The organism is Idiomarina xiamenensis 10-D-4, from assembly GCF_000299895.1.
GTDB lineage: Bacteria > Pseudomonadota > Gammaproteobacteria > Enterobacterales > Alteromonadaceae > Idiomarina > Idiomarina xiamenensis.
The window spans coordinates 186,223-212,992 of record NZ_AMRG01000005.1; the positions used below are offsets into that span (position 1 = coordinate 186,223).

The window sequence follows — 26,770 nt, forward strand, 5'->3', positions numbered from 1 at the left end:
AATAAAGCGTCAGTAATGGCTTGGTTTGAGCGCAATAAAGAGGGCTTTTTCACACATGACAGTTCGCGATGACGCTTTAGTATGGATTGACTTAGAAATGACCGGGTTAGACCCCGAGCAGCACCACGTTATCGAAATCGCAACCATTGTGACCGATAGCGATTTGCAGGTCATCGCTGAAGGCCCGGTATTGGCGATTCATCAACCTGAGCAGTATTTAGCGCGGATGGATGACTGGAACGTCAATACGCACACACAATCCGGATTAGTCGAGCGAGTCAAAGCGAGTCGTATTGATGAGGATGAAGCGGTGCGCCAAACGCTGGCTTTTTTGCAGCAGTATGTGGCATCAGGTAAGTCGCCGCTATGCGGCAATAGCATCGGTCAGGATCGGCGTTTTTTGGTCAAGCATATGCCACAACTTGAGGCCTTTTTTCATTATCGCAATTTGGATGTCAGTACCGTTAAAGAACTCGCCAAGCGCTGGAATCCAGCGGTTGCAGCAGGCGTTAAAAAGTCTGGCGCGCACGAAGCGCTGGCTGATATCCGTGAATCAATTGACGAATTACGCCATTATCGCGAGCGTTTTTTCATCAACCAAGCGTCAAGCTGACGAAAAGCACTTGCAACGCCGCCGGAAATCCGTAAAATGCGCGGTCGTTGATGCGGGAATAGCTCAGTTGGTAGAGCACAACCTTGCCAAGGTTGGGGTCGCGAGTTCGAGTCTCGTTTCCCGCTCCAACATCCTTTATCATGGCAATCCATTTGTCATGCTACATGCGGGAATAGCTCAGTTGGTAGAGCACAACCTTGCCAAGGTTGGGGTCGCGAGTTCGAGTCTCGTTTCCCGCTCCAAACTTCTTTTTTCATGCCTCATATTATTTCATTAGGCTCATAGCTGAGCTACATCAAGCTTATTCTTTCGATTTTAGGTTAGCATCGTCGCCACCGGGTAAACCGATTTTTGTCGCGAGGTAGCTATGTTGAATCCGTCCAGTCACATTACGTGGCAGCCACAGTTAATTGCCAAGTACAATCTTAACGGACCTCGTTATACTTCCTATCCGACTGCGTTAGCGATGCAAACCGGGTTTGCGGCCGAATCAGCAAAGGCTGCTTTGCGGAGCAGCCAGCAACACCTGAGTCTCTATTTGCATGTGCCGTTTTGCCAGCGTTTATGCTATTACTGCGGTTGCCATAAAGTCATCAGTCGGCATCAGCATAAAGCCGACCCCTATGTCGATGCCTTGCTGGCTGAGATGCGTCATTATCAAGCGCTCGTTGCGGATAAGCGCATTATTCAGGTGCACCTGGGCGGCGGCACACCCACTTTTTTAAGCGAAGCCCAGTTATCGCGCTTGTTTACTGGTTTGCGTCAGCATTTTCATATCAGTGAGGATGCGGAAATCAGCGTCGAGATTGACCCGCGTAGCTGTACTGACGAGAAGTTAGCGCATTTACGTGAGTTAGGCGTTAATCGGGTTAGTTTTGGTGTTCAAGATCTTGACCGACGTGTGCAGATTGCGATCAATCGTGTGCAAGAAACCGATCTCATTATTCACCAGTTTGAACAGTGTCGGTCGTTAGCATTTAGCTCTATTAATGCCGACTTAATTTACGGCTTGCCGCATCAGTATCCGCAGAGTTTTGCGGAAACTCTGGCGGGCGTTATTGAGATGGCTCCGGATCGGATTTCGTTATTCAGTTACGCGCACTTACCTCAGCGTTTTGCCGCACAGCGCAAAATACCCGATGCCAGCCTGCCATCAGCGCAGACCAAGTTACAGGTGCAGCAAATGGGGATTGAGGCTTTCGTGCAAGCCGGTTATCAATTTATCGGCATGGATCATTTTGCCAAGGCTTCCGATAGCTTGGCGCAGGCTCAGCAAGCAGGCCGTTTACAGCGTAATTTTCAGGGCTATACCACAGCAGGACAAGATGCCATGTTGGGGTTGGGCGCGTCCAGTATTAGTCAGGTCAATGGTGTTCTTTGGCAGAACCATAAGTCGCTAAAAGATTACAGTCGTGCTATTGCTGACCAGCAGCTGCCGTTAACCAAAGGCTATGTCTTAAGCGAAGACGACCGCTGTCGTGCGGCCTTGATCAGTCAGTTGATTTGTCATTTTCATTTGGATATCGCGAGTTTTAGCCATACCTGGGGGTTACGGGGCATGCGAGGTTTCTGGCAATACTTTGCCGATGCCATAGCGCGTTTAGACCCCTTTATTGACGATGGTTTAGTCACCGCCAGCGCCGACCGCATCGAAGTCACCGCTGCCGGACGTTTATGGGTGCGGAGCATTTGTGCCTGTTTTGATGCCTATTTGGCGGAACACCGACAACGTTATTCGAAAGTCGTATGATGAGTGATCACAAGTAAGGTGACGCTAACCAAATGAGCTTGTTGCGCAGACGCTTAATGAACGGCTGCTGAGCGAGTTGCTGCGTGGTTTGCGCTTCGGCGGCATCAATATGGGCTTGCATTTGTTGCTCAAGTCGTACGGCAAGATTACGGTCATATAGCTCAACATCTAGCTCAAAATTTAACCGTAAACTACGTGGGTCAAGGTTAGATGAGCCAATATAAGACCATGCGCCATCAACCGTGAGCAACTTGGAATGGTCAAAACCGGGCGCTCGCCAGACCCGACAACCGGCATCGATGACCAAATCCAGTTGCGCGTTCATGGCATAATCAACCAGCCGTAAATTATTCTCTGCCGGTAACACAATGTCCACCGTTACGCCGCGCCGCGCGGTTGTCATTAACGCACCCAGTAGCGCGCTATCGGGCAAAAAGTACGGGCTTTGTAACATTACTCGTTGTTGTGCTGCGGCAAGTGCACCAAGTAGCATGCCGTGGTTGCTGCTGAGCGCTTGATCGGGACCCGAGGTAATGCAACGTGCGGGCACGTAACCTGGGGTAGCGGCTGGCTTAAACCAGTGTCGATGATGTAGCGATTCACCGCAACTGAACTCCCAATCATGGGCGAAGCTGTACATCAATTGTTGCACCACCGGCCCCTGCAGACAAAAATGGGTATCTTTGGCAGCGGTCACGGTTTTGCCGTTAGCACTGAGTTGCTGACAAGCCTCACGGGAAAATGCCTGACGAATATTCATGCCGCCGGTAAAACCGGCTTGGCCATCGACGATCAACAGTTTTCGGTGACTACGCATATTGGCGTAAGCCAAACGCAGACCGAGTTTGGGGGGCATGAAACGCGCGTAAGCAATACCGCTGCGGCGCAGAAAACGGCTGACGGGACGGGGTGAGTACTTCTCACCAATTGCATCGACCAGCACCCGGATGTTGACGCCGCGCTGCTGGGCGCCACTAAGCGCATCGACAAAGCGGCGCCCGATGTAGTCATAATCAAAGATGTAACTTTGCAATACGATGTAGTGTTTTGCCTTGTCGATGGCCGCGAGCATTGCCTGATAGGCATTATCGCCGTCGCTAAATACCTCGACACGATTACCCTCGACCAATGGGAACTTGCTGATGCGATCGGCTAATAGTTTTTGCCGTGTCAGTGCTAGGCCGACGTTGTCGGTTAGCGATGCCTCATCGGGTAGTAGACGTTGATCATGACTTGCTTCGATATGATCGCGCCGCCGTGATACCCGCTTGACGCGAATGCGGTTGATGCCGGCAATGAGATAGATGGTGCTGCCGACAAAGGGTGATAATAAGACCAGTCCAACCCAGCCGATGGCGGCGCGGACATCACGTTTGTGCATAGTGACATGGATGGCTGCGGCCAAGCTGATGGTGACCGAGGCGCAGAGTACAATATAAGGCCAAGATTGGCTGAGCCAGGCCGGCATCATTAGCTGCTCCGTTAGCGACGCAGAAGTTATGCTTAAAATTTCATCATTTTGCATTGAAAACGAAAAGCTATTTAAAATCAATCGTTTTAATTCATCAGCGGCGGTCAGCAAGTGTACCGTTAGTAAAAAAAATCATAAATATCTTGACAGCGAGCTTTTTCGACTCTATATCGTCACTGTCGCAACTCTAGCGATACACCCTAAGTTGTTGGTCTATTAGGATGGGCTCGCAATGGCAACGATCACTCGTGACCAGTTAATTCGTAAACCTTTTAATGATTTTCGAAACTATCCCTACGGTTTCGCTCGCTCTGGTGATTTTTCAATTCGCGAAAGCGACGCGTTAACCCAGTATGGTTGTCTGATTAGCGCTATGCTTGATGGTCAGTATGTGCCGACCAGTGCAGAAGATGTCGCGTTATTAGCGGCAGCTCGCGGAGAGAATGCACCGCAAACCGCAGTCGAGAAGGCATGGGCTAAATATCAAGCGCGTATCAATCGTCCCAAGGTGGCCAGTATGTATGGCCGCGGCCGGGTGAGTGACGACTCGTTAGATACCGATAGCAGTGAAGATGACGTATTAGTCGAAGATTAAACGTTAGGTGCTGGGTGCCGGCCTTGGTCGGCACTCACGCTATTCATGCTATTGCTGGCTTCTGGCACCAGACAAAATAGGTGGCTATCTTGCTGCTTCGCCAACTTTTTCGCCGCCGAGGCCAGTGCGGCGACATCATGGTGTGAATGACAGGCGTGTTGCGCCGGTAGCACCACGCCTACGGCAATACCCAACAACGGATAAAAGCTACTGGCACCGTTGCGGTCTACCGCCTCAATACCGCCGCGTTCGCGGTCTTTGCTGTTATAAAAACTACCAATATCGGCATGAAAGCGTTGTAAAATGAGTTCGCACTGCTGTTGCCATACGCTATCGTCTTCGAAAATGACAACAAAGTCGTCACCGCCGACATGACCGACAAATTGTCCTTGTTGCACTAAGCCATCTTGTAGCAGTTGTGCCACCCACTGGATAACGCGATCGCCTTGTGCGTAACCGTAAACGTCGTTATAAGGCTTAAAATGATTTAAGTCGAAATAGGCAACGGCAAAATGACGACCACTTTGTAAGGCTTCATCGATGGCGCGATAAATGGGGACATTGCCGGGTAGCAAGGTGAGCGGGTTGGCATAGCGGGCATTTTGTACCCGTGCTTCGGTGATTTTACGCAACAGATTACGCACTGAGGCAACACCGACATAACGGCGTTGTTTAGTGATAATAAACTGACGATAAATGTCCACTTCGTAGTCGTCGGTTATCATGTGACTAACTTGCTCTATGGGCGTGTTTTTGTCGACCACCAACGGGTTGTTGTCCATGATCCGGTCAATGGCCTTATTGGCGTAGAGCGCGCGCCCATATGAACCAGAAAATAGCTCTAGTAGCTTCTCGCGGCGGATCATGCCAACCGGGTAACTATCATCAATAACCGGTATTGAGAGCAGGTTTGTGTCTTGTAAAAACATGTCTAAAACGGCGTCGGCGCGGGCTCTGGAATTTACCGTGATAGTTTGTTCTAGCAGATTGCCGACCGGCTCTTTGCGCAAATGTCGAGTACGCCGAATATCCTGCAGCAAACGAATATCGACTTGTTGCAGTGGTTGTGCCGCCGGACGTCCTAAATAAAAGCCCTGACAGTAATGTACGCCAAGCGCATGTAACTGTTGTAGCTCATCCTCACTCTCGATACCCTCTGCGACAACCCGCGATTGCATATTTCGACCCAGCGCAACAATGCTCTGTACAAACTCGCGCTTAACCGGATCTTGGTGGATGTTGCTGATAAAATAGCGGTCAATCTTAACGTAATCCGGCTTTAGCTCTGACCACAATTTCAAGCCCGAATAGCCGCTACCCAAGTCGTCGATAGCGATGGCAAAGCCTTCATCACGATAGCGTTCAATCGCGTATTGCAACAATTTGGCATCTTGCACCGGATATTGTTCGGATAACTCGATAACTATCTTTTCCGGCGCGATGCCAAGCTGCTCCGCCATTTTTAGCGTCGAACCTTGCGGATGATGCTTTTCTAGCAGTACGTTAGGGTTAACATTGAGAAATAGCCGACCCGGCATTGCTAATGCCTGATAGCGCCGTAACGAGGCGTCGCGGCAGGCCAACTCTAACTCGGACAGCATATGGTGCTCGGCGGCGACGCGAAACAAGTCGTTGGGAAATTCTAGGCTATGCCCTTTGGGGCCACGGATCAGCGCTTCGTGGCCGATTATTTTACCGGCAAAGGTGTCAATAATCGGCTGGAATAGCGGCTCTAGGGTACGTTTTTCGATTAACGTACGCAGCGTTTGTGCAACCGAGAGGTTTGCCACTGTTGTCATAGTCGTTGTCGTTTTTCTCACCAATTGAGGGAGTTTAGGTGACAACCATGACAACATTGTGACAGCGTCTGGCGACGCTGTCGGGGAATACTCGGCTACTTAAAGACTGCGGCCAATCGCTTTATGCGCGATATCGGTACGATAGTAGACGTTTTGCCAGTCAATCTGTTTGACCAACTGGTAGGCCTTTTCTTGCGCCGCTTGTACGTCATCGCCTAGTGCGGTGCAGCACAGTACGCGACCACCGTTAGTGACCACTTGCTGTTGGGCGTTCAGGGCAGTGCCAGCATGAAACACTTTCTGATCCGGCTTGGCTTGTTCAGGTAAGCCATTGATGACATCGCCCTTGTGATAACTGTCTGGATAACCGCCAGCAGCCATCACCACACCCACCGCTGCACGCGGATCGAATTCGATAACTTGTTGCTGCAAATCTCCACCAATCGCTAACTGACAAAGCTGCACTAAATCGGACTTTAAACGCATCATGATCGGCTGTGTTTCGGGGTCGCCAAAGCGGCAGTTAAACTCAAGCACTTTAGCGGTACCGTCGGCAGCCACCATTAAACCGGCATATAAGAAGCCAACGTATGGGTGTCCCTCGCTGGCCATACCGTCGACGGTTGGTTTGATCACGTGCTGCATCGCCCAATCGTGTACTTTAGGGGTAACGACTGGCGCTGGCGAGTAGGCCCCCATGCCGCCGGTATTTGGACCTTTATCGCCGTTGTCACGGGCCTTATGATCTTGACTCGAGGCAAAGGCAATCGCGTGCTTACCATCGACCATGACGATAAAACTGGCTTCTTCGCCAACTAAAAATTCTTCAATCACCACACGACTACCGGCGGCACCAAAGCGGTTACCGGCCAGCATATCGTCGATAGCGGAGTTAGCTTGGGCGTTGCTTTCGGCGATAATAACGCCCTTGCCGGCAGCTAAGCCATCGGCCTTAATGACAATCGGTGTGCCCTGCTCGGCAACGTATTGCTTGGCTTGTTCGGCATCGGTAAAGGTCGCATAAGCGGCGGTCGGAATTTGGTGACGAGCCAAAAAGTCTTTGCTAAAAGCTTTTGAACCCTCTAGTTGCGAAGCCGCTTGGCTAGGACCGAAAATGGCCAGACCTGCGTCCTGAAAACGGTCAACAATACCGGCTACTAGCGGCGCTTCAGGACCGACGATGGTCAAGCCTATCTGCTGTGTCTGCGCGAATGCTAATAACGCGTCGATATCGTCTGCGGCGATATCGACATTGGTTAATGATGCCTCGCCAGCAGTGCCGGCGTTACCTGGAGCGACAAACACTTCGTCAGCTAAATCCGACTGAGCTGCTTTCCAAGCTAATGCATGTTCGCGGCCACCGCCGCCAATAACCAGTATTTTCATGATGATCCTATTCTTCAGGTTTTTTGAATTTCAGCGTAAAACGGTCGCTTTCGCCAATAGCTTCGTAGCGGTCGCGGTCTTCGTCACCCAATGCATAGGTTGGTGGCAAGGTCCACACACCGCGTTCCCAATCGCTGCTATCTTTGCTATTTGCATTAATTTCGCTGGTTGCGACCAGCTCAAAACCGGCCTCTTCGGCATACTGAATGGCCCAGCTTTGTTTAATGTAGCCGCTTTGTTTAGCGTCTTCTTGGGCGCGATCTTCCGGCAGACGATGGTCAACGACACCCAGTATACCACCGGGCTTGAGCGCTTTATAAAAGTCTTTAAAGGCGGCTTTAACGCCATCTTCACCGGCTTGCATGTACCAGTTGTGCAAATTACGGAAAGTTAGCACGCGGTCAACGCTGCCAGCAGGGGCGATGGTGCTTGCTTCGGTAGGGCTGAACTCGGTCACTTCGACCGCATCATACCAATCAGCCGATTGCATTTTATCTAAAAAGTTAGCCCGTGAACGCTGATAATATTCGCGTTCGATATTGGCGGGAAAGTGTGCCGCGTAAAATTTACCGTTATCGCGCAGGTAGGGCGCTAAGATTTCGGTATACCAACCACCACCTGGCCAAATCTCGACCACGGTCATGTTTGGCTCAACCTCAAAAAACTCTAAGGTTTGTAGCGGGTGACGGTGTTTATCGCGAGCAGCATTTTCAGCGCTGCGTTGTTCGCCGTCGATGACGTCTTGCAAAGACTGAGCTTGCGCCAGTGGGCTGCCAAGTAGGCTTAGGCTTAAGGCGACAGATGATACAGCAGTAGTCCATTTCATGAGTATTCCCTCGTGGTTGAAAAAGCTGAATTAATCCTAGTCGCCTTGCTTACGCTGCGCAACGCCGCTTTGATCATTTACCAAGCGGCGATGGCTTACCTACTTGTCTGGTTAATGACGGAAATGACGCATACCGGTGAACACCATCGCTAAGCCGTGTTCATCGGCTGCGGCAATGATTTCCTCGTCACGAATTGAGCCACCGGGTTGAATAACCGCTTTAATACCGGCGGCAGCGGCAGCGTCGATACCATCGCGGAATGGGAAAAAGGCATCAGAGGCCATCACCGAGCCGGCCACCTGAAGGTCCTCGTCGGTGGCTTTAATGCCAGCAATTTTAGCGCTATAAACACGGCTCATTTGACCCGCACCGACACCGATGGTCATGCCGTCTTTGGCATACACGATGGCGTTTGATTTTACGTATTTAGCGACTTTCCAGCAAAACAGTAAGTCATCCAATTGTGCCTCAGTCGGTTGCACTTTACTGACTACACGCAAGTCGGCTTGGGTGATACTACCCATGTCGCTGTCTTGTACTAACAGGCCACCATTAACGCGTTTGTAGTCCCATTGAGGATGACGTTGTTGCCAGTGGCCACATGCCAATACCCGCACGTTAACTTTGCTTGCTAGCACCTCGGCAGCGTCTTTGCTGACTTCCGTGGCAATAATGACTTCGACAAACTGCTGCTCAATGATGGCTTTTGCGGTATCCACGTCTAATGCCTGATTAAAGGCGATGATGCCACCAAAGGCCGAGGTTGGATCGGTTTTAAAAGCGCGCTGGTAGGCTTCGCCAATATTCGCGCCAACAGCTACGCCGCATGGGTTAGCGTGTTTGACGATGACACAGGCTGGTGCATCGAATGATTTGACGCATTCTAACGCGGCATCGGTATCGGCGATGTTATTGAACGACAGGGCTTTACCTTGTAGTTGCGTGGCGCTAGCAACGGACGCTTCGTGTCGCTCACTTTCAACATAAAACGCCGCTTGCTGATGACTGTTTTCGCCGTAACGTAAGTCTTGCTTCTTAGCTAATTGTAAGTTTAGCGTACGCGGAAATTGTGCCGGTTCGTCAACCGATGCCGGGCTGACCCGTTGGCCAAAATAGTTGGCAATCATACCGTCGTATTGCGCGGTATGTTCAAACGCCGCGATGGCTAAGTCAAAACGGGTCACGTCGCTGACCGCGCCTTGGTGTTGTTCCATTTCGGCTAACACACGGCTGTAATCTTGGCTATTGACCACAATGGTTACGTCGCGGTGGTTTTTAGCCGCGGCACGCACCATGGTGGGACCACCAATGTCGATATTCTCGATAGCATCGGTTAGCGAACAGTTGTCATTAGCCACGGTTTTAGCAAACGGATAAAGGTTAACAACGACTAAATCAATGGCGTCGATACCGTGTTCGTCCATCACTGCTTGGTCGATATCGCGGCGGGCAAGGATACCACCATGCACCTTGGGGTGTAGCGTTTTCACGCGACCGTCCATGATTTCTGGATGGCCAGTATAGTCAGATACGTCCGTGACCGTTAAACCGGCCTCGCGCAGCAATTTGGCGGTGCCGCCGGTCGATAGCAGTTGAATAGAGCGTTGTGCCAGTGCTTTAGCAAACTCGACGATACCAGTTTTATCTGAAACGCTCAGCAGCGCGCGACGAATGGGACGGTTTTGCATGTTTTTACCTTGCCGATAACAATGATTCGAATAAAAAGTCAGTCGTAATTTTAGCAGTAACTATAAACAAAAAAGAGCACCCGGGGGCGCTCTTTGTGCAGACAATCACTTAGTTCATGCCGTATTTTTTCAGCTTCTTACGCAGCGTACCGCGGTTGATGCCCAGCATGGTGGCGGCACGAGTTTGGTTGCCGCGCGTATAAGTCATGACTTCTTCCAACAGCGGCGCTTCAACTTCTGATAGCACCAACTCATATAGCTCTTCGGGATCCTGACCATCTAATTGTTGCAGGAACTTGTGCAGCGCTTGCTTTACCGAATCACGCAGCGGCTTGGGCTGAGCATTATTTCCGATAGTAGTTAAAGGGGAAACGTTTTCTCGATTTACGTTTTGATCAAACATATTAGCGCTCTATCTCTTGTCTACAGTTGCAAAATACGTCTTCAGGGCTTGTAGTTGCTGTTGGGCATCTTCAATCCCGTTGAACTGTTGGCGAAAGTCGGTAGCCGGTGCCTGTTCTTTCAGATACCAGCCTACGTGTTTTCGGGCGATGCGAGAGCCCATAAACTCACCATAAAACTGGTGCAGGTGGCTGACATGTTGCAGCACCGTATCGGCGACGTCGTCGATAGCGGGAGCCGGCAACTCAGTGCCTGTTTCCAGATAGTGAGCGATCTGGCCAAAGATCCACGGATTACCTTGTGCGCCACGGCCAATCATGATGGCGTCGGCGCCGGTATCATCCAGCACACGTTTTGCCTGCTGTGGCGAGCGAATGTCACCGTTAGCAATGACAGGAATGTTGATAGCCTGTTTCACTGCTCGAATGGTGTCGTACTCGGCTTCGCCTTTATACATACAAGCGCGTGTGCGTCCGTGAACTGCTAACGACTGAATGCCGCAGCGTTCGGCCAACTGAGCAATCTCAACCGCATTTTTGTGGTCGGGATGCCAGCCGGTTCGCATCTTTAACGTGACCGGCACATCTACCGCTGCTACCACCGCTTGCAAGATATCTTGTATCAAGCCGGGGTATTGCATCAGCGCCGAGCCAGCCATTTTCTTATTCACCTTCTTCGCTGGGCAGCCCATATTGATATCGATAATCTGTGCGCCCTTCGACACATTCAGGCGCGCCGCAGCGGCCATCAAATCGGGTTCGCAACCGGCGATTTGAACGGCACGAATACCGGGTTCGCCAGCATGGTTCATACGCTGCCGCGATTTGTCGGTATCCCATACTTTGGGATTACTCGACAACATCTCAGACACAGCCAGCGACGCCCCTAAGCGCCGACATAATTGTCGGAACGGGCGATCGGTAACACCCGCCATGGGTGCTAGTATGACCTGATTATCTAATTGGTATGGACCAATCCGCATCGGTTAAAAACTACGCAGCGAAAAGGGTGGAGAATTTTAGGGAATTTAGCGCAGAAAGAAAAGGCTATTTCTTAGGCAAATTGCAGGTTTTTTTGTCTTTTCGCTATTGACAAAAACCGCGTCAGCGTAGCTTGAGCGCCTAGCTGACGCGTTCGCCGCTCAATAATACCCAGTCTTCACGTTGCACCACTGGGGCAAAGCTGATCTGAGCTTGATAGGCTGCTTGCACGTCGTCTGCTTGGCGCGCCAAAATACCCGACATGGCGATTTTTCCTCGTTCGGCAACAAGCGCAAGTACGTTTTGGTTGAGTTCTCTTAGCGGCCCAGCTAAGACATTGGCGACTACCACCTCGGCGTTGACTTCGGGTTGTTGCTCGGGCAGATAGACCTGTAATCTATCGCTAACGCCATTACGCTCGGCATTCTCGCGTGAGGCTTTTAACGCTTGTTGGTCAATATCAATGCCAATCGCTTGTTCGGCGCCGAGTAACAGTGCGGCGATGGCTAAAATGCCCGAACCACAGCCAAAGTCAATGACGCGCTTACCGCTTAAATCTTGTTGCGCGAGCCAGTTTAAACATAACGCGGTAGTGGGATGGGTGCCGGTGCCAAACGCCATACCGGGGTCGAGCATCACGTTGACCGCATTGGGGTCGGGTACCTCGCGCCAAGTTGGGCAAATCCAGAGGTTGTCGGCACACTGAATGGGATGGAAGTTATCCATCCATTCGCGCTCCCAGTCTTTGTCTTCGAGGCCATCAACCTTGTATTGAAAGTTGTCACGAAACAGTGCGGCTTGTGATAGTCGCTGGGTGATCGCATTAATGTCGCATGCGGCGTCGAATAAGCCGGTAACGAGCGTATGTTGCCAATAGGTCACTTCGCCAGCTTTAGGCTCGAAGATTGGGTTGTCTTCGCCGTCACGGTAAGTGACCGCTTGCGCGCCGTTACCCATCAACATATCGCCCACTTGTGGTGCGTGCTCTTCGCTACTGGAGATAGTAAATTGAATCCACGGCATATCGACAACCCCTATATAATGAACCGACTGACATAAAAAAGGCTCGCTAAGTTTGCTTAGCGAGCCGCAGAGTATAACGCGAAAGGCGCGTTAAAATCTGTTTTTGATGGCGTTAGTGGCCACCTAAGCCGAGCTTTTTCTCCAAATAGTGGATATTGGTACCACCATGTTGGAAGTTTTCGTCGGCCATGATCATCTTTTGTAGTGGCACATTGGTTTTAATACCTTCGATGATCAGTTCGCCTAGGGCGTTACGCATGCGGGCAATTGCGACATCGCGGTTTTCACCATAGGTGATCAGCTTGCCGATCATCGAGTCGTAATTAGGCGGCACTTTGTAATCGGCATAGACGTGCGAATCCCAACGCACACCCAAGCCACCGGGCGGATGGAAGCGACTGATCAAACCTGGTGACGGTACGAAGGTATCTGGATCTTCGGCGTTGATACGGCACTCAATGGCGTGACCTCGGATGACTACGTCTTCTTGCGAGATCGACAGCGCACGACCAGCGGCAATACGTAATTGCTCTTTGATCAAGTCGATGCCGGTAACCATTTCGGTAACGGGGTGTTCTACCTGAATACGGGTGTTCATTTCGATAAAGTAGAACTCACCGTTTTCGTACAAGAATTCAAAGGTACCGGCACCGCGATAACCGATTTCAACACAGGCTTTGGCACAGCGTTCACCGATGTACTTGCGTAACTCTGGTGTAATACCTGGCGCTGGCGCCTCTTCGACGACTTTTTGATGGCGGCGTTGCATGGAGCAATCGCGTTCACCTAAATGCACGGCATTGCCTTGTCCGTCGGCGAGCACCTGAACCTCAACGTGACGTGGATTTTCTAAGAATTTTTCCATGTACACGATAGGGTTACCAAAGGCGGCACGCGCCTCTGACTGAGTCATACTGATGGCATTGATTAATTCGCTTTCTTGACGCACCACTCGCATACCACGACCACCACCGCCGCCAGCGGCTTTGATGATAACCGGATAACCAATACGCTTGGCCATTTTTAGGTTGCGTTCTTCGTTGTCGTCTAGCGCGCCGTCAGAGCCTGGTACACAGGGAACTCCGGCCTTTTTCATGGCGTTGATGGCTGACACTTTGTCGCCCATCAAGCGGATCACGTCGGCGGTTGGGCCGACAAAGATGAAGCCTGAGTTTTCTACCTGCTCGGCAAAGTCAGCGTTTTCTGCCAAAAAGCCGTAGCCCGGGTGAATTGCGGCGGCATCGGTAATTTCTGCCGCGCTAATGATACGCGGAATATTCAGGTAGCTGTCGCCCGCTGGTGCTTTACCGATACAAATCGATTCATCGGCCAGCAGCACGTGTTTTAAATTTCTATCAACCGTCGAGTGTATCGCAACTGTTTTAATGCCTAGCTCTTTACAGGCACGCAGGATGCGCAACGCGATTTCACCACGGTTGGCTATCACTACTTTATCTAGCATGATGGTTCCCTAACGGTGGTGTTATTCGATCACAAAAAGCGGCTGGTCAAATTCGACCGGTTCGCCGTTCTCCACAAGCACCTTCTTCACCACACCGCCTTTATCGGCCTCGATCTGGTTCATCATTTTCATCGCTTCTACGATACACAGCGTGTCACCGGCCTTGACTTGCTGGCCTTCGACAGCAAATGGTTTAGCGTCGGGTGACGGCGCTTCATAGAAAGTACCGACCATTGGTGAGCGCACAATGTGGCCAGAAATTTCTTCGTTATCGCTCGCATTGCTGTCGCCAGCAGGCGCGGCTGGTGCGGCAGCTGGTGCTGGTTGTGGTGCAGGGGCAGGCATCGCGGCATATTGCATAGGCGCCTGCGGTGCTGGCTGGTTGCTATAACGGTTAATACGAACCGACTCTTCGCCTTCAGTAATTTCCAGTTCGGCGATGCCCGATTCTTCAACCAGCTCGATCAGCTTTTTAATTTTACGAATATCCATGATCTTCCTTCACCTTGATCAATCAACGGTTTGGCTTGTTTGCAAGTGTCTCGCAACGGCCTGCAAAGCCAGTGAGTAACCTTGTGCACCTAGCCCTACAATCACGCCCTGAGCGATGTCCGACAGATACGAGTGCTGCCGAAAGGGTTCGCGGGCATGAACATTAGACAGATGTACTTCAATAAATGGGATAGCGACAGCAGCCAAGGCATCGCGCAGGGCAATGCTGGTATGGGTATATGCCGCCGGATTGATGATGATAAATGCGACCTGATCTTGCGCGGCTTGTTGTACCGCGTCGATGAGGCCATGCTCAGCATTAGATTGGCAACATTGCAGTTCGATATCCAACTCGGTGGCTTGAGCCTGTAAACGACGCTCAATCGTCGCTAACGTCTCTGCGCCATAAATATCAGGCTCTCGCGAACCCAATAAGTTCAAATTTGGACCGTTTAGCAATAAAACTTTAGATTTATTTGTCATTTTGCTTTGAACTGCGTCGAACGTCGTGGTTTTCATCATATCATTAGTTAGACCACTGTCTGCAAGTCATTATAGATGAAAAATGACGACATGCAGCAAAATACTGGTCTTATCAGCAATTTTCGCAGCAAGTTATGGGGTGGGTTAGGCAGTTCGGCGATATCTTAATAATAGGCCAGCATCATCGCTGGCCTATTAATGACTTATCGACGCCCGTTTAATTGGCCGTCGGCAGTTGCCGTAAATGTTGCGTGAAGTCTTTGGCATCCAAAAAGCCAGTTACGCGTTCGCGACTAAGCTCATTGCCCTCACTATCAAAGAACATGATGGTGGGTAATCCCAACACCTGATAATGCTGTAATAGTTCGTTATTGATGGCGTTGTTGTTGGTGACGTCGGCTTGCAACAACAGGTACGGTTGTAGCGCCTGTTGCACTTCGGCTTGACTAAACGTACGTGCCTCGAACTCTTTACAGGCCACACACCAATCGGCATACAGGTCGAGCATGACCGGCTGACCGTTGTCATTGGCAACGCTAATACGCTGTTGTAAGTCGGCCAAATCACTGACGCGGGTGAATTGTAAGTGATGTTGTTGCTGACTGATTAACCGGTACTGCCAATAGCAGCCAGCGGCAACGCCGGCCAGTAGAACGATAGCGGCGATAACGCTGCGCGATGTATTACCTTGCCGTTTAATATCGAACCACAGTAGTAACCCTGAAGCGACGAAGAACAATACCCACAAGGCGGCGCTGACGCTACTGTTTAAAAAGCGTTCCAGTAGAATCAGGGCGACAGCAATCAGCAGTACGCCAAAGAACTTTTTGACGGTGTTCATCCAAGCCCCGGCTTTGGGTAACAACTTACCGCCACTGGTGCCGAAAATAATCAATGGGATGCCCATGCCGAGGCTGAGCGCATATAAAATGCTAGCGCCTACCCAAACATCGCCTGATTGCGCGATATATAACAAAATGGCTGATAACGGAGCGGTGGTACAAGGCGAGGCGACCAAGCCCGAAATGGCACCCATGATGAATACGCCACCATAAGCGCCGCCGCTTTGCTTATTGCTGATGGCGTTCATCTTCTCTTGCCAACGTGCTGGCAGTTGAATTTCGTAGAGGCCGAACATACTCAACGCCAGCAGCACGAACAATACAGCGAGAATCACTAACACGACGGGATGTTGCAAGTAAGCCTGGTATTGCAGCCCGGCGAGAGCGACGACAACGCCTAAAATCGAGTAGGTTAATGCCATGCCCTGCACATAGACAAAAGATAAACCGAAGGCGCGGCGCGTGCTTAACTGTTGGTGTTGACCGACGATGATACCGGAGATGATCGGGTACATTGGGAATACACAGGGGGTAAAGGCTAAGCCTAAACCGAGTAGCAAAAACACACCCAAAGACACCAATAACGTCTGTTGTTGCAGCGAATCTAATAACGACGACGATGTCGCTGGGCCACTGTTGTCGGTTAGCTTATCGACTCGGTAATCGGTTTGTTCAGTGCTCCCCGAGGTTTGTCCAAGCGCACCGAGCACGTCGTTGCCGGAAGCACTGTCGCTGATATTGGATTTAACAGCATCTAGATAAACGACTTTCTCGGTGGGCGGATAACATAGGCCAGCGTCGGCACAACCCTGATATTGAATGGTTAAGGTGTCACCCGCATGGATGTTCTCTAGGTCGACGGCTACAGTGACCTGGCGTCGGTAGATCTGCGAGTCGCCAAAGTAATCGTCGTGATGGTCGATGCCTTTGGGTAAGTCTAGTGCGCTGATTTGCGCCTGCTCAGGACTGTTACTGATGGCAAATCGATGTTGGTACAAGTAGTAGCCAGCGCGAATATCCCAGTTCAGCAATAAGCGCGAGCCGTGTTGGCGAAAGTCAAATTGAAAGGCTTCATCGACCGGCAAAAATTGCTGTTTTTGCTGTAATAAGTCGGCCACAGGATCGCTTTGCGCGGAGGCGTTGCTGACGCCAACGACCAGCAGCAGTAGCGTGGCGCATAAGCGCACAGTGGTTTGTAACCATTTACTCATTTTCATTGTTAGCGGTGCCCTCGGTGCTCTCCCTTAACCACGTTAAATAGGCGGGTAAACCGCTGGTGATGGGTAACGCAATCAGTTCGGGAGTATCGTAAGGGTGTAATTGTAACACCCGTTGCTCAATTTCGTCATAGCGACTACGCGTCGATTTAATCAACAACAGCAATTCCGGGTCATCATGGACCTCGCCTTGCCAACGATAAACCGAATTGATGCCACTGATGATGTTAACGCAGGCAGCGAGTTGTTCGTCAACTAGCTGACGGGCGATGCTATTGGCGCTGTTTTGATCGGGACAAGCGCAAAGTAATAATTGTGGTTCGGACATCTTACTTCTCCTATGTCTGATAAACCTATGGTAACAACTACTACGTGACTGTTTGTAGATAGGGTGCATATAGAAAAAAATTTATCATCGCCCCCTTGTGTTTCAGATTTTCACCCCTATCTCCTAGGCACTGAATTTAAAACGCCCGCAAGGGCATTTGTTAAAACCCTAAAATAGGTATAGGAGTTATCAACGATGAAACTTCGTCCTTTACATGATCGCGTGATCATCAAGCGTTCAGAAGCGGAAACTAAATCTGCTGGCGGTATCGTACTGACCGGTTCTGCTGCAGAAAAATCAACGCGTGGTGAAGTGGTTGCAGTCGGCAACGGCCGAGTCCTCGATAACGGTGACGTAAAAGCGTTAGACGTTAAAGTGGGTGATCAGGTGCTGTTCAACGAAGGTTACGGTGTTAAAACCGAGAAAATCGACGGCGAAGAATACTTGATCATGAGCGAGTCTGACATTTTAGCCATTGTTGAAGGCTAAGCACAGACGTTCATCTTTCGGTTTAATCACAGAATGTTGAGAGGAAAGAATTATGGCAGCTAAAGAAGTTAAGTTTGGTAATAGCGCCCGTCAAAAGATGCTGAAAGGCGTTAACGTATTGGCCGACGCGGTTAAAGTGACCTTGGGTCCAAAAGGCCGCAACGTGGTTTTAGACAAATCGTTTGGTGCACCGGTTATCACTAAAGATGGTGTGTCGGTAGCAAAAGAAATCGAACTAGAAGATAAGTTCGAGAACATGGGCGCGCAAATGGTCAAAGAAGTCGCGTCTAAAGCTAATGACGAAGCCGGCGACGGTACCACTACCGCAACCGTTTTGGCACAAGCTATCGTTAACGAAGGCTTGAAAGCTGTGGCGGCGGGCATGAACCCGATGGATCTGAAACGCGGCATCGATAAAGCCGTTGCTGCTGCTGTAGAAGAGCTAAAAGGTATTTCTCAGCCTTGTGCCGACAGCAAAGCTATCGCACAAGTCGGTACTATCTCAGCTAACTCTGATAGCACCATCGGCGAAATCATCGCTAAAGCGATGGATAAAGTCGGCCAAGAGGGTGTGATCACCGTTGAAGAAGGCCAAGCCTTACAAGACGAGTTGGACGTGGTTGAAGGTATGCAGTTCGACCGTGGTTACTTGTCGCCTTACTTCATTAACAACCAAGAAAGTGGTGCCGTAGAGCTAGATAGCCCTTACATCCTGTTGGTTGACAAGAAAATCTCTAACATCCGTGAGTTATTGCCGGTGTTAGAAGGTGTTGCAAAATCAGGTAAGCCATTACTGATTATCGCTGAAGACGTTGAAGGCGAAGCCTTAGCGACGTTGGTCGTCAACAACATGCGTGGCATCGTTAAAGTCGCTGCAGTTAAAGCGCCTGGTTTCGGTGACCGCCGTAAAGCCATGTTGCAAGACATTGCTGTATTGACCGGTGGTACTGTGATTTCTGAAGAAATCGGTATGGAGCTGGAAAAAGCACAGCTGGAAGAGCTGGGCAGCGCCAAGCGTGTGGTTATCACTAAAGATAACACCACTATCGTTGATGGTGTGGGTGACCAAGCTGCCATCGAAGGTCGCGTGACGCAAATTCGTCAGCAAATCGAAGAAACTTCTTCTGATTATGACCGCGAAAAACTGCAAGAGCGTTTGGCTAAATTAGCTGGCGGTGTTGCGGTTATCAAAGTCGGCGCCGCGACCGAAATGGAAATGAAAGAGAAGAAAGCGCGCGTTGAAGATGCCTTGCACGCAACTCGTGCGGCGGTTGAAGAGGGCGTGGTACCAGGTGGTGGCGTGGCCTTGGTTCGTGCGGCGAGCAAGCTAAACGAACTGACTGGCGACAACGAAGACCAAAACGTCGGTATTCGCTTAGCTCTGCGTGCGATGGAAGCGCCAATGCGTCAAATCGCTACCAACGCTGGCGCCGAAGCGTCTGTAGTCGCTAACGCGGTACGTAACGGCGAAGGTAACTATGGTTACAACGCTGGTCAAGACACCTACGGTGACATGTTAGAGATGGGTATTTTGGACCCAACTAAAGTCACTCGTTCTGCACTGCAGTTTGCGGCCTCTGTGGCAGCACTGATGATCACCACCGAAGCGATGGTGAGCGAACTGCCTGAAGACGACAAAGCTGGCGGCGGCATGCCGGGCGGCGACATGGGTGGCATGGGCGGAATGGGCGGCATGATGTAATGCCTACCTAAATCGCCATGCGATTGTTAGAAAGAAGGGAGCCGCTTGGCTCCCTTTTTTATTGTCAGTCGGTATTGCTGCGCTTAGTCATAGCAATGCCATGATTTACATGCTCTTATAATGCTTGGCGTGACTGCGGAATTTTTGTACATTTTGGTGGTCGAAGTGATAACAATGACAAACTAACATCTGACTGGAGGTGTGTATGTCTGTTTCAAAACTAACGGCTCTAGCCATCTTATTAAGCGGCGCAGCTTGGCAGGCATCGGCTGCCACTGCTGAAGTGACTTGGTCTAACGTTGATAATTATAGCGATATTCGTGCAGCGAACGAGAATCAGCAGAAATTTGAACAACGCATTAAAGATCGCCTAACCGAGCACTTTCAAGAGCTGGCTGCGAAGTTACCGGAATCGCAAAAGTTGACGGTGAATGTTACCAATTTGGATTTGGTCGGCCGTGTTGAACCGACTTATGGTCATTCTGGTGCGGGTGAGTTACGTATTGTCAAGCGCGTTGACTTTCCCAAAATTAATTTCACCTATGCATTGGCCGACGCGCAAGGTAATCAGGTCAGTGGCGGTGATGTGGTCTTGAAAGATATGGGATTCGATTTTGGCAGCGCGCAAGCGCGCATCAGCCGCGACGACCTATATTTCGAAAAGCGCATGATTGACGAGTGGTTTCAAAAGAATTTACAGCAGGGCTAATTAACCCTGCTGTCTGATGGCTTTTAAACGGGCCAACGTTTCGGTTAATAATTGCAAGCGCTGCACCAGCGCTTGCAGCAACTCTTCATTATTTTTATCGTTCTGCCATTGCTGAAAGTAGTCGGTGGTTTCGGTCAAATATGGCTGAAACTTATTGCTGCGTACGTTAAACACACTGTCTTCGGTAAAAATATCGGCAAATTTAGCTTGCCCCTGACGGCGCATATCGTCGATATATTGATCGGCGTCGAGCACCTGTCGATACAGGTTTTGTAAATGCTGTTGTAGCTTTTCTTCCAAGGCTTGCATGACTATCCTTTGACTGCTTAATGATCGGTCATCACCGGCATCATCGGTGACTTACTCAATTTGTTCGCTTCTTCTCTGACTAAACGAGGCACTAAAAAGCCGGGTAAGCAGGTTAGCATTTGTTGCCACAGTTGTTGTGCTCGCTCATCGCTAACGGCAAAATGGCTGGCGCCCTTTACCTTGTCTAGTTGGTGCAAATAATACGGCAAAACGCCGCCACTAAAAAGTCGCTCGCTAAGAGTGCTTAGCGCGTCTAGGTTATCGTTAACACCCGCTAGCAAAACACTTTGGTTAAGCAGAGTTATGCCCTGACGCTGCCAATTCTGCAACTTGCCAAGTAGTTCGTCGCTAAGCTCTTGCGCGTGATTAGCATGAATCACCAACACACTTTGCAGGCGACTTTGGCTTAGGCTAGCAGCAAGCTCGTCGGTGAGCCGGCTTGGGATGACAACCGGTAAACGTGAATGAATACGTACACGCTGTAATTGCGGCAGCTGCGCCAATTGCGCAAGTAGCTCGGCCAGTTGGCGGTCATTCGCCATCAACGGATCGCCACCGCTTAAAATCACCTCGTTCACCGCCGGTTGGTTGGCAATGTAGGCTAGCGCTTGTTGCAATGTCTGACGGTCTAGACGGTGTTCTTGGTAAGGGAAATGGCGTCGAAAACAATAGCGACAGTTAACTGCACAGCCACCCTTTAAAACCAGTAACACGCGCGATGGATACTTGTGTAACAAGCCGGGGACCGGTCCTTGCTGTTCAGCCAATGGGTCACTGGAATAATCAGCAGGTGATTCAAACTCGGCTGCTTGCGTCATCACTTGACGTAATAGTGGATCGTCGGCGTTACCGTATTGCATTTGTGCCACAAATGGGCGTGGTACGCGCAATGCAAAAAGACGTCGTGCAGCCTCATCATGGCTATTCGCTAAATGAGCCAAGCCGACGGCCTCGAGTAATTGTTGCGGCTCGGTGATTGCTTGCGCGAGCTCTTGTTGCCATTGTGGACGAACCGATAACGCTGCTACTTGCGTCATAAAATACCTTTAACCACGGTTAAATCAGCAGAAGACTGGGCTTATCTGCGTATTTCTAGCTAAGCCGTGCTTATTTTACCTGAAAATCGCTAAGCTTTGGTTTATTATTGGCGCCTGAACATCACGATGACGTTGCGAAGAGGACTTTATGGCATCGTATAGCACCAGTGAATTCAAGGCAGGTTTAAAAATCATGCAAGATGGCGAGCCTTGCGCCATTGTTGAAAATGAAATGGTTAAGCCGGGTAAAGGACAAGCCTTTAACCGCGTCAAAATTCGTAAGTTGATCAGCGGCAAAGTGGTCGAAAAGACGTTCAAGTCTGGCGATTCAGTAGAAGCCGCTGATGTGGTCGATTTAGAGCTGTCTTATTTATATAACGATGGCGAGTTTTGGCACTTCATGAATAACGAAACTTTTGAGCAGTTGGCGGCCGATGAAAAAGCGGTTGGTGACACGCAAAAATGGTTGGTTGAGCAAGATGTGTGTACCTTGACCTTGTGGAACGGTAACCCGATTAATGTAACGCCACCTAATTTTGTCGAGCTGGAAATTATCGAAACCGACCCAGGCTTGAAAGGTGATACCGCCGGTACTGGTGGTAAGCCAGCGACACTGAGCACCGGTGCGGTTGTGCGCGTGCCTTTATTCGTACAGATTGGCGAAGTCATTAAAGTCGATACGCGTAGCGCCGAATACGTCTCTCGCGTACAAAAATAAGTGCAATGACGATAACTGATGAATGGCGCCCGTCGGCGTCAATGCCGATGCTTGAGCAGCGCGCTAAGCTGTTTGCTGCCATTCGTCAGTTCTTTCAACAACGACAAGTGTTAGAAGTCGATACGCCCCTATTAGCGTCTGCTGGGGTTACCGATGTCCATTTAGAAAACCTGATCACCGAGCTGAGTGGCGATACCATTGCCAGCGCCAGCCAACTTTATTTGCAAACCTCTCCTGAATACGCGATGAAGCGGCTGTTGGCGGCTTATCCCCGTTGTATTTATCAGTTGGGTAAAGTGTTTCGTAATGACGAGCAAGGCCGCCTGCATAATCCTGAATTTACCTTACTAGAGTGGTATCGCGTCGGTTTTGACGACCAACAGTTGATGCTTGAGGTGGATGACTTGTTGCAAAGCTGCGCGGGGTTACCCGCGGCACGACGGGTCAGTTATCAGCAGGCCTTTATTGAGGTGTTAGGGGTTGATCCACTGACTGCAGAAGGTATTGCGCAGCTGCGACAGCGGTTGTTAGCCGATGCTCGTTATAGTGGCTGGATCAATGCCGCGAGCGACGCCGACACATTGTTGCAAGTGGCCATGGCCGAATGGGTTGAGCCCGTTATTGCACAGCAACAACCGGTAGCGATTTATCATTTTCCGGCATCGCAAGCATCGTTGGCTCGGCTTGACCAAGACGACCCTCGAGTGGCACGACGATTCGAGTTTTTTTACCGGGGTGTCGAGTTAGCTAACGGTTTTTATGAGTTGACTGATGCGGCAGAACAAGCGCAGCGCTTTGCTGCCGATAACCAGGCTCGGCAAGCGCGAGGATTAGCGACGAAAAAAATTGATGAGCGCTTGCTCGCATCGCTACGCGCTGGCTTACCGGACTGCGCTGGCGTGGCATTAGGCGTGGATCGTTTACTCATGTTGATCAGTAAGGCGGAACATATTGCCGAGGTTTTACCCTTCGCCATCGACCGCGCCTAACTGCAAAATTTTTTCTGTTGCTCTTGAAACAGCCGCAGGCTATCCCTATTTATAGATTGAGGGCGAGGTCTCTAAGAGAGTCGCCCGTTGACCGAGGAGCAGATTGCTCTCGGTATGAACATTTAACAGTCTATTGCTTCTTAGGAGAATGACTATGGCTACTATTGATTTATCACCCCTCTATCGCAGCAGTGTTGGTTTTGACCGGATGGCATCGTTATTAGATGCGGCGCTTCGTTCTGACACCAGTGCTTCGGGTTACCCTCCTTACAACATCGAAAGTACCGGCGAAAACCAGTATGTCATCACCTTAGCCGTGGCTGGCTTTGCCGAAGACGAACTGGAACTTGAAGTTGAGAACGGCGTACTTCGTGTGCAAGGCAAAAAAGCCGATGACGGTGAGCAGCGTAAGTACTTGCATAAAGGCATTGCGTTCCGCGGTTTTGAACGTAAATTTAGTCTAGCTGAACACGTTGAAATTACCGGCGCCAAGTTGGAAAACGGGTTATTGGCGATTGGTTTGGTTAAACGTATCCCAGAGGCGATGAAAGCTAAACGTATTGCCATTGGTCAATCGTTAGGTGCGTTGGAAAACAACAGCGATAGCTAATCGACTGATGCAGTTGATATAGCAATGAGGGGCGGCGTTAAGCCGCCCTTTTTTGTGCGCTTTTTTTATACCATACTGGAAATTGTGTTTGCGATGTTATACTATTACAGCCTTGTAGGTTTAAGGGTCAAGCTAAATGACTAATCACAGCAAACTCGATAAAGCAGGTATCTGGATAACCACCTTGTGTGCTATCCATTGTTTGCTGCTGCCTGCAATTCTTCCCGCATTGTCTGTTTTGGGCCTAGCCGTGACAGGTGATCATACTCTTGAAGATGTGGTCTTGGTATTGAGTATGGTTATTGGATTACTGGCGCTGGGTATCGGTGCGCGTCAGCATGGTTACTGGCAACCGATCGTTCTGCTACTTATTGGTGGCGTGATTTCTTCACAAAAACATGCGTTTCAGCAAACGGCCGAAGTCGTCATTATCTCGACCGGCGCACTTTTTATTATTGCTGCACATCTTATTAACTTACGTTTGATGCGTCGTCATCAGCAAGTTTGTAACAGTTGCAATAGCCCCGCAATTCACTAAACTCGGCTATACCTTTTTGACGATCATTGCTTTCACTGCATGATCCCGAACAGCCAAGGATAGTTATGAAAGCCGTTATTCTTGATGCCGCCAGCCTTGCTGACGATATTGATTTAAGCCCCCTGCGTGATGCTGTTGAGCAACTTGAAGTGCATCCATTAACGTCACCAGAACAAACACTACAACGACTGCGTGAAGCCGATATTGCGATTACCAACAAAGTCGTGATTGACGCTGACTTGATGCAGCAGTTACCCAACTTAAAGCTGATCTGTGTGTTAGCCACCGGAACCAATAATATTGATAAAGAGGCTGCCGCAAAACACAACATCACGGTCAAGAATGTTAAAGCCTATGGCACCGCTAGTGTCGTGCAGCACACCATGATGTTGATGTTGGCGCTGGCTAATCGTTTGCCATTGTATGCGCGAGATGTCGCCGCTGGACGTTGGAATCGTAGTGAACTGTTTTGCTTGCTGGACTACAAAACCTTGGAGTTAGCGGGTAAGCATTTGGTCATCGTCGGGCAGGGCGAACTGGGTGAAGCGGTTGCTAAGGTCGCTGAAGCTTTTGGCATGCGAGTTAGCTATGCCGCTAGACCGGGTAACGAAGCCGCCGATTCACGTCCTGCGTTAGCCGAACTGGTCGGTGATGCCGATGTCATTAGCTTACATTGTCCGTTAACGCCAGAAACCCAAGGTTTGGTCGATGCTAAGCTTTTAAAACAAGTAAAATCGGGTGCCTTACTGGTGAACTGTGCCCGCGGTGGCATTATTAATGAGGCGGATGCGTTACAGGCTTTGCGTGAGGGACGCTTAGGTGGTTTGGCGGTAGATGTATTGCCGCAAGAGCCACCGCGAGACGGTCATGTGTTAACCGATGCGATGGCAGATAACGATTTAAACCTGATCGTCACGCCGCATAACGCTTGGACTTCACCTGAAGCACGCGCCAACATCGTGCGTCTGACGCTAGACAATATTCGTCAATGGCAGCAACAGTAGTGGTGTGACGGTTAACGCGACGACTTAGCGTCGTCGCGTTAAATAAACGCCCGCTTCCATATGCTCGGTGTAAGGGAACTGGTCAAATAATGCGGCCTTGGTGAGCTGATGGGTTTGCGTTAGTACCGCTAAATTGGCACAGAGTGTGTCGGGGTTACAGGAAATATAAAGAATATTGTCGTATTGCTGTACCAACGCTAAGGTGTCCGGATCCAAACCGGCTCGAGGTGGGTCGACCAGCACGGTACGACAGTCGAAGTCGTGGATATTGGCTTCTTGAGCTCGTCTCGAGGTCAGTTCGCCGTTCATTGCCGCGCTGAACTCTTCGGCAGACATGCGCACGACGGTGACATTATCGATGGCGTTTATATCAGCGTTATGGCGTGCCGCGGCAACGGAACTTTTACTAATTTCGGTGGCGAGCACTCGGCCAAATTGACTGGCTAATGGCAAGGTAAAGTTACCGTTGCCGCAGTACAGTTCTAATAGATCATCTTCGTTGTCGCCCACCGCAGCTTGTGCCCAGCCGATCATTTGTTGATTGATGGCGGCATTGGGTTGCGTAAAACTGTTCTCTACTTGTAAGAAGTCATAGTCGTGACCATTGACACTGACTCGTTCGGTAACGGCGTCACTGCCTAATACCCGCTTTTGCTTTCTTGCTCGGCCAATGATATTCAACGAGTGCAGCGACAGTTGTGTGGTCAGTTGTTGTTGCAGTTGGCGCGCAGACTGCTCCCATTGCTCATCCAGCTGTCGGTGATACAGCAATGAAATGATGGCTTGTTGAGTCGTTGTGGTTAAGAAGTCGACTTGAAATAGTTTGGTTCGTAGTTGTGGCTGATCTTTAATGGCGTCAATTAAGGCGGTCATCAATTGATTAATTAATTGCGCGCCAGGCAAAAACTGGTCAATACGAATCTTTTCGCGTGTGTCTGGATCGAACATGATGTAATAGAGGTCATCTCCCTCATGCCAGACTCTAAATTCCGCTCGCATTCGATAATGTTTGACCGGTGAAGCGAATACCTCTAGCGGCGGTGTATGCTGAGCGGTCATAAAAGGCGATAGCTTTTCCGTCAGGCGCGCTTGCTTGTCGGCCAACTGCGCAGAATATTCTAGTGTATTGATTTGCTTATGCGTCATGCAAACGAGTTCCAATCACGATATATAGTGTAAGTCGTGCCGATAAACACGAAGGTTACGGCAAGTGTTAATCGGCCAAGTTTAACACACTCATTGGCGCCTGGAATGTTGCATCTGGCTAACATCCGCCGATTAAATAAGCGAACGATAAAAAAACACAA

27 protein-coding genes and 2 tRNA genes are annotated in these 26,770 nt (G+C 50.1%); 13 read left to right on the forward strand and 16 right to left on the reverse strand.

The features are described 5' to 3' along the window. Positions 1 to 55 precede the first annotated feature (55 nt). The 4 genes from orn to hemN all read left to right on the forward strand — a co-directional run bounded on the left by orn (position 56) and on the right by hemN (position 2,363). A complete protein-coding gene (gene orn / locus A10D4_RS05620) occupies positions 56 to 613 on the forward strand; it encodes an oligoribonuclease (RefSeq protein WP_008488289.1) in 558 nt (185 codons plus the stop codon). A 52-nt stretch (positions 614 to 665) separates the two neighbouring features. Further along, a tRNA-Gly gene (locus A10D4_RS05625) sits at positions 666 to 741 on the forward strand. 38 nt (positions 742 to 779) lie between these two features. Next, a tRNA-Gly gene (locus A10D4_RS05630) sits at positions 780 to 855 on the forward strand. A gap of 125 nt (positions 856 to 980) precedes the next feature. Continuing rightward, positions 981 to 2,363, forward strand: a complete 1,383-nt coding sequence (gene hemN, locus A10D4_RS05635; RefSeq protein WP_008488290.1) for an oxygen-independent coproporphyrinogen III oxidase — start codon at positions 981 to 983, stop codon at positions 2,361 to 2,363. A 7-nt stretch (positions 2,364 to 2,370) separates the two neighbouring features. Here the strand turns inward: hemN and A10D4_RS05640 are convergent, their stop codons facing one another. Then, a complete protein-coding gene (locus A10D4_RS05640; RefSeq protein WP_040502600.1) occupies positions 2,371 to 3,834 on the reverse strand; it encodes a phospholipase D-like domain-containing protein in 1,464 nt (487 codons plus the stop codon). A 232-nt stretch (positions 3,835 to 4,066) separates the two neighbouring features. On the opposite strand from A10D4_RS05640, the gene A10D4_RS05645 reads away from it, so the two are divergent. After that, positions 4,067 to 4,429, forward strand: coding sequence for a MaoP family protein (locus tag A10D4_RS05645; protein ID WP_008488292.1), 363 nt, complete (start codon positions 4,067 to 4,069; stop codon positions 4,427 to 4,429). Here A10D4_RS05645 and A10D4_RS05650 read toward each other — a convergent pair. The 12 genes from A10D4_RS05650 to cutA form a co-directional block, all read right to left on the reverse strand. Further along, positions 4,426 to 6,228 (reverse strand): GGDEF domain-containing protein, encoded by a 1,803-nt coding sequence (locus A10D4_RS05650; protein ID WP_008488293.1) that lies wholly within the window; start codon positions 6,226 to 6,228, stop codon positions 4,426 to 4,428. The genes A10D4_RS05645 and A10D4_RS05650 overlap by 4 nt on opposite strands. A 99-nt stretch (positions 6,229 to 6,327) precedes the next feature. Continuing rightward, a complete protein-coding gene (gene purD, locus A10D4_RS05655) occupies positions 6,328 to 7,614 on the reverse strand; it encodes a phosphoribosylamine--glycine ligase (RefSeq protein ID WP_008488294.1) in 1,287 nt (428 codons plus the stop codon). A 7-nt stretch (positions 7,615 to 7,621) separates the two neighbouring features. Continuing rightward, positions 7,622 to 8,440 carry a class I SAM-dependent methyltransferase gene (locus A10D4_RS05660; protein WP_008488295.1) on the reverse strand — a complete coding sequence of 273 codons (819 nt, stop codon included), beginning with the start codon at positions 8,438 to 8,440 and terminating at the stop codon, positions 7,622 to 7,624. A 111-nt stretch (positions 8,441 to 8,551) separates the two neighbouring features. Then, complete coding sequence (gene purH, locus A10D4_RS05665; protein ID WP_008488296.1) at positions 8,552 to 10,129, reverse strand: bifunctional phosphoribosylaminoimidazolecarboxamide formyltransferase/IMP cyclohydrolase; 1,578 nt, start codon at positions 10,127 to 10,129, stop codon at positions 8,552 to 8,554. Positions 10,130 to 10,238: 109 nt separating this feature from the next. After that, the gene (gene fis / locus A10D4_RS05670) at positions 10,239 to 10,532 is read right to left on the reverse strand and encodes a DNA-binding transcriptional regulator Fis (protein WP_008488298.1); all 294 of its coding nucleotides are present in this window, start codon (positions 10,530 to 10,532) and stop codon (positions 10,239 to 10,241) included. 9 nt (positions 10,533 to 10,541) lie between these two features. After that, positions 10,542 to 11,513 (reverse strand): tRNA dihydrouridine synthase DusB, encoded by a 972-nt coding sequence (gene dusB / locus A10D4_RS05675; RefSeq protein WP_008488299.1) that lies wholly within the window; start codon positions 11,511 to 11,513, stop codon positions 10,542 to 10,544. Between the two features lie 139 nt (positions 11,514 to 11,652). Continuing rightward, entirely contained in the window at positions 11,653 to 12,534 is an 882-nt protein-coding gene (prmA, locus tag A10D4_RS05680) for a 50S ribosomal protein L11 methyltransferase (protein WP_008488300.1), read from the reverse strand. Positions 12,535 to 12,646: 112 nt separating this feature from the next. Further along, the gene (gene accC / locus A10D4_RS05685) at positions 12,647 to 13,996 is read right to left on the reverse strand and encodes an acetyl-CoA carboxylase biotin carboxylase subunit (RefSeq protein WP_008488301.1); all 1,350 of its coding nucleotides are present in this window, start codon (positions 13,994 to 13,996) and stop codon (positions 12,647 to 12,649) included. A 21-nt stretch (positions 13,997 to 14,017) separates the two neighbouring features. Then, positions 14,018 to 14,488, reverse strand: coding sequence for an acetyl-CoA carboxylase biotin carboxyl carrier protein (gene accB / locus A10D4_RS05690; RefSeq protein WP_008488302.1), 471 nt, complete (start codon positions 14,486 to 14,488; stop codon positions 14,018 to 14,020). A gap of 18 nt (positions 14,489 to 14,506) precedes the next feature. After that, positions 14,507 to 14,971 carry a type II 3-dehydroquinate dehydratase gene (aroQ, locus tag A10D4_RS05695; protein ID WP_008488303.1) on the reverse strand — a complete coding sequence of 155 codons (465 nt, stop codon included), beginning with the start codon at positions 14,969 to 14,971 and terminating at the stop codon, positions 14,507 to 14,509. A 217-nt stretch (positions 14,972 to 15,188) separates the two neighbouring features. After that, on the reverse strand, positions 15,189 to 17,030 hold the full coding sequence (locus A10D4_RS05700; RefSeq protein WP_008488305.1) for a protein-disulfide reductase DsbD: 1,842 nt from the start codon (positions 17,028 to 17,030) through the stop codon (positions 15,189 to 15,191). Further along, positions 17,017 to 17,358: a divalent-cation tolerance protein CutA gene (gene cutA, locus A10D4_RS05705; RefSeq protein WP_008488306.1), complete on the reverse strand. Its 342-nt coding sequence runs from the start codon at positions 17,356 to 17,358 to the stop codon at positions 17,017 to 17,019. The genes A10D4_RS05700 and cutA overlap by 14 nt, the downstream gene beginning before the upstream one ends. Positions 17,359 to 17,553: 195 nt before the next feature. Between cutA and A10D4_RS05710 the strand changes: the two genes are divergently transcribed. The 3 genes from A10D4_RS05710 (at position 17,554) to A10D4_RS05720 (ending at position 20,258) form a co-directional block, all read left to right on the forward strand. Then, the gene (locus A10D4_RS05710) at positions 17,554 to 17,847 is read left to right on the forward strand and encodes a co-chaperone GroES (RefSeq protein ID WP_008488307.1); all 294 of its coding nucleotides are present in this window, start codon (positions 17,554 to 17,556) and stop codon (positions 17,845 to 17,847) included. A 52-nt stretch (positions 17,848 to 17,899) separates the two neighbouring features. Beyond that, complete coding sequence (gene groL, locus A10D4_RS05715) at positions 17,900 to 19,549, forward strand: chaperonin GroEL (protein ID WP_008488308.1); 1,650 nt, start codon at positions 17,900 to 17,902, stop codon at positions 19,547 to 19,549. A 205-nt stretch (positions 19,550 to 19,754) separates the two neighbouring features. After that, positions 19,755 to 20,258, forward strand: a complete 504-nt coding sequence (locus A10D4_RS05720) for a DUF3016 domain-containing protein (RefSeq protein ID WP_008488309.1) — start codon at positions 19,755 to 19,757, stop codon at positions 20,256 to 20,258. Here the strand turns inward: A10D4_RS05720 and A10D4_RS05725 are convergent, their stop codons facing one another. Continuing rightward, positions 20,259 to 20,567 (reverse strand): hypothetical protein, encoded by a 309-nt coding sequence (locus A10D4_RS05725; protein WP_008488310.1) that lies wholly within the window; start codon positions 20,565 to 20,567, stop codon positions 20,259 to 20,261. It abuts the gene before it with no gap. A gap of 17 nt (positions 20,568 to 20,584) precedes the next feature. Next, positions 20,585 to 21,604 (reverse strand): EF-P beta-lysylation protein EpmB, encoded by a 1,020-nt coding sequence (epmB, locus tag A10D4_RS05730; RefSeq protein WP_008488311.1) that lies wholly within the window; start codon positions 21,602 to 21,604, stop codon positions 20,585 to 20,587. A gap of 148 nt (positions 21,605 to 21,752) precedes the next feature. Here epmB and efp point away from each other — a divergent pair, with 148 nt between their 5' ends. The 5 genes from efp to A10D4_RS05755 all read left to right on the forward strand — a co-directional run bounded on the left by efp (position 21,753) and on the right by A10D4_RS05755 (position 25,463). Next, positions 21,753 to 22,322 carry an elongation factor P gene (gene efp / locus A10D4_RS05735; protein WP_008488312.1) on the forward strand — a complete coding sequence of 190 codons (570 nt, stop codon included), beginning with the start codon at positions 21,753 to 21,755 and terminating at the stop codon, positions 22,320 to 22,322. Between the two features lie 5 nt (positions 22,323 to 22,327). Further along, positions 22,328 to 23,311 (forward strand): elongation factor P--(R)-beta-lysine ligase, encoded by a 984-nt coding sequence (gene epmA, locus A10D4_RS05740; RefSeq protein ID WP_083849618.1) that lies wholly within the window; start codon positions 22,328 to 22,330, stop codon positions 23,309 to 23,311. 154 nt (positions 23,312 to 23,465) lie between these two features. Next, positions 23,466 to 23,921, forward strand: coding sequence for an Hsp20 family protein (locus tag A10D4_RS05745; protein WP_008488314.1), 456 nt, complete (start codon positions 23,466 to 23,468; stop codon positions 23,919 to 23,921). A gap of 136 nt (positions 23,922 to 24,057) precedes the next feature. After that, positions 24,058 to 24,459, forward strand: coding sequence for a MerC domain-containing protein (locus A10D4_RS05750; RefSeq protein WP_008488315.1), 402 nt, complete (start codon positions 24,058 to 24,060; stop codon positions 24,457 to 24,459). Between the two features lie 65 nt (positions 24,460 to 24,524). Next, positions 24,525 to 25,463: a D-2-hydroxyacid dehydrogenase gene (locus A10D4_RS05755; protein ID WP_008488316.1), complete on the forward strand. Its 939-nt coding sequence runs from the start codon at positions 24,525 to 24,527 to the stop codon at positions 25,461 to 25,463. Between the two features lie 24 nt (positions 25,464 to 25,487). Here A10D4_RS05755 and trmA read toward each other — a convergent pair whose 3' ends face one another. Continuing rightward, positions 25,488 to 26,609: a tRNA (uridine(54)-C5)-methyltransferase TrmA gene (gene trmA, locus A10D4_RS05760; RefSeq protein ID WP_008488317.1), complete on the reverse strand. Its 1,122-nt coding sequence runs from the start codon at positions 26,607 to 26,609 to the stop codon at positions 25,488 to 25,490. Between the last annotated feature and the right edge of the window lie 161 nt (positions 26,610 to 26,770).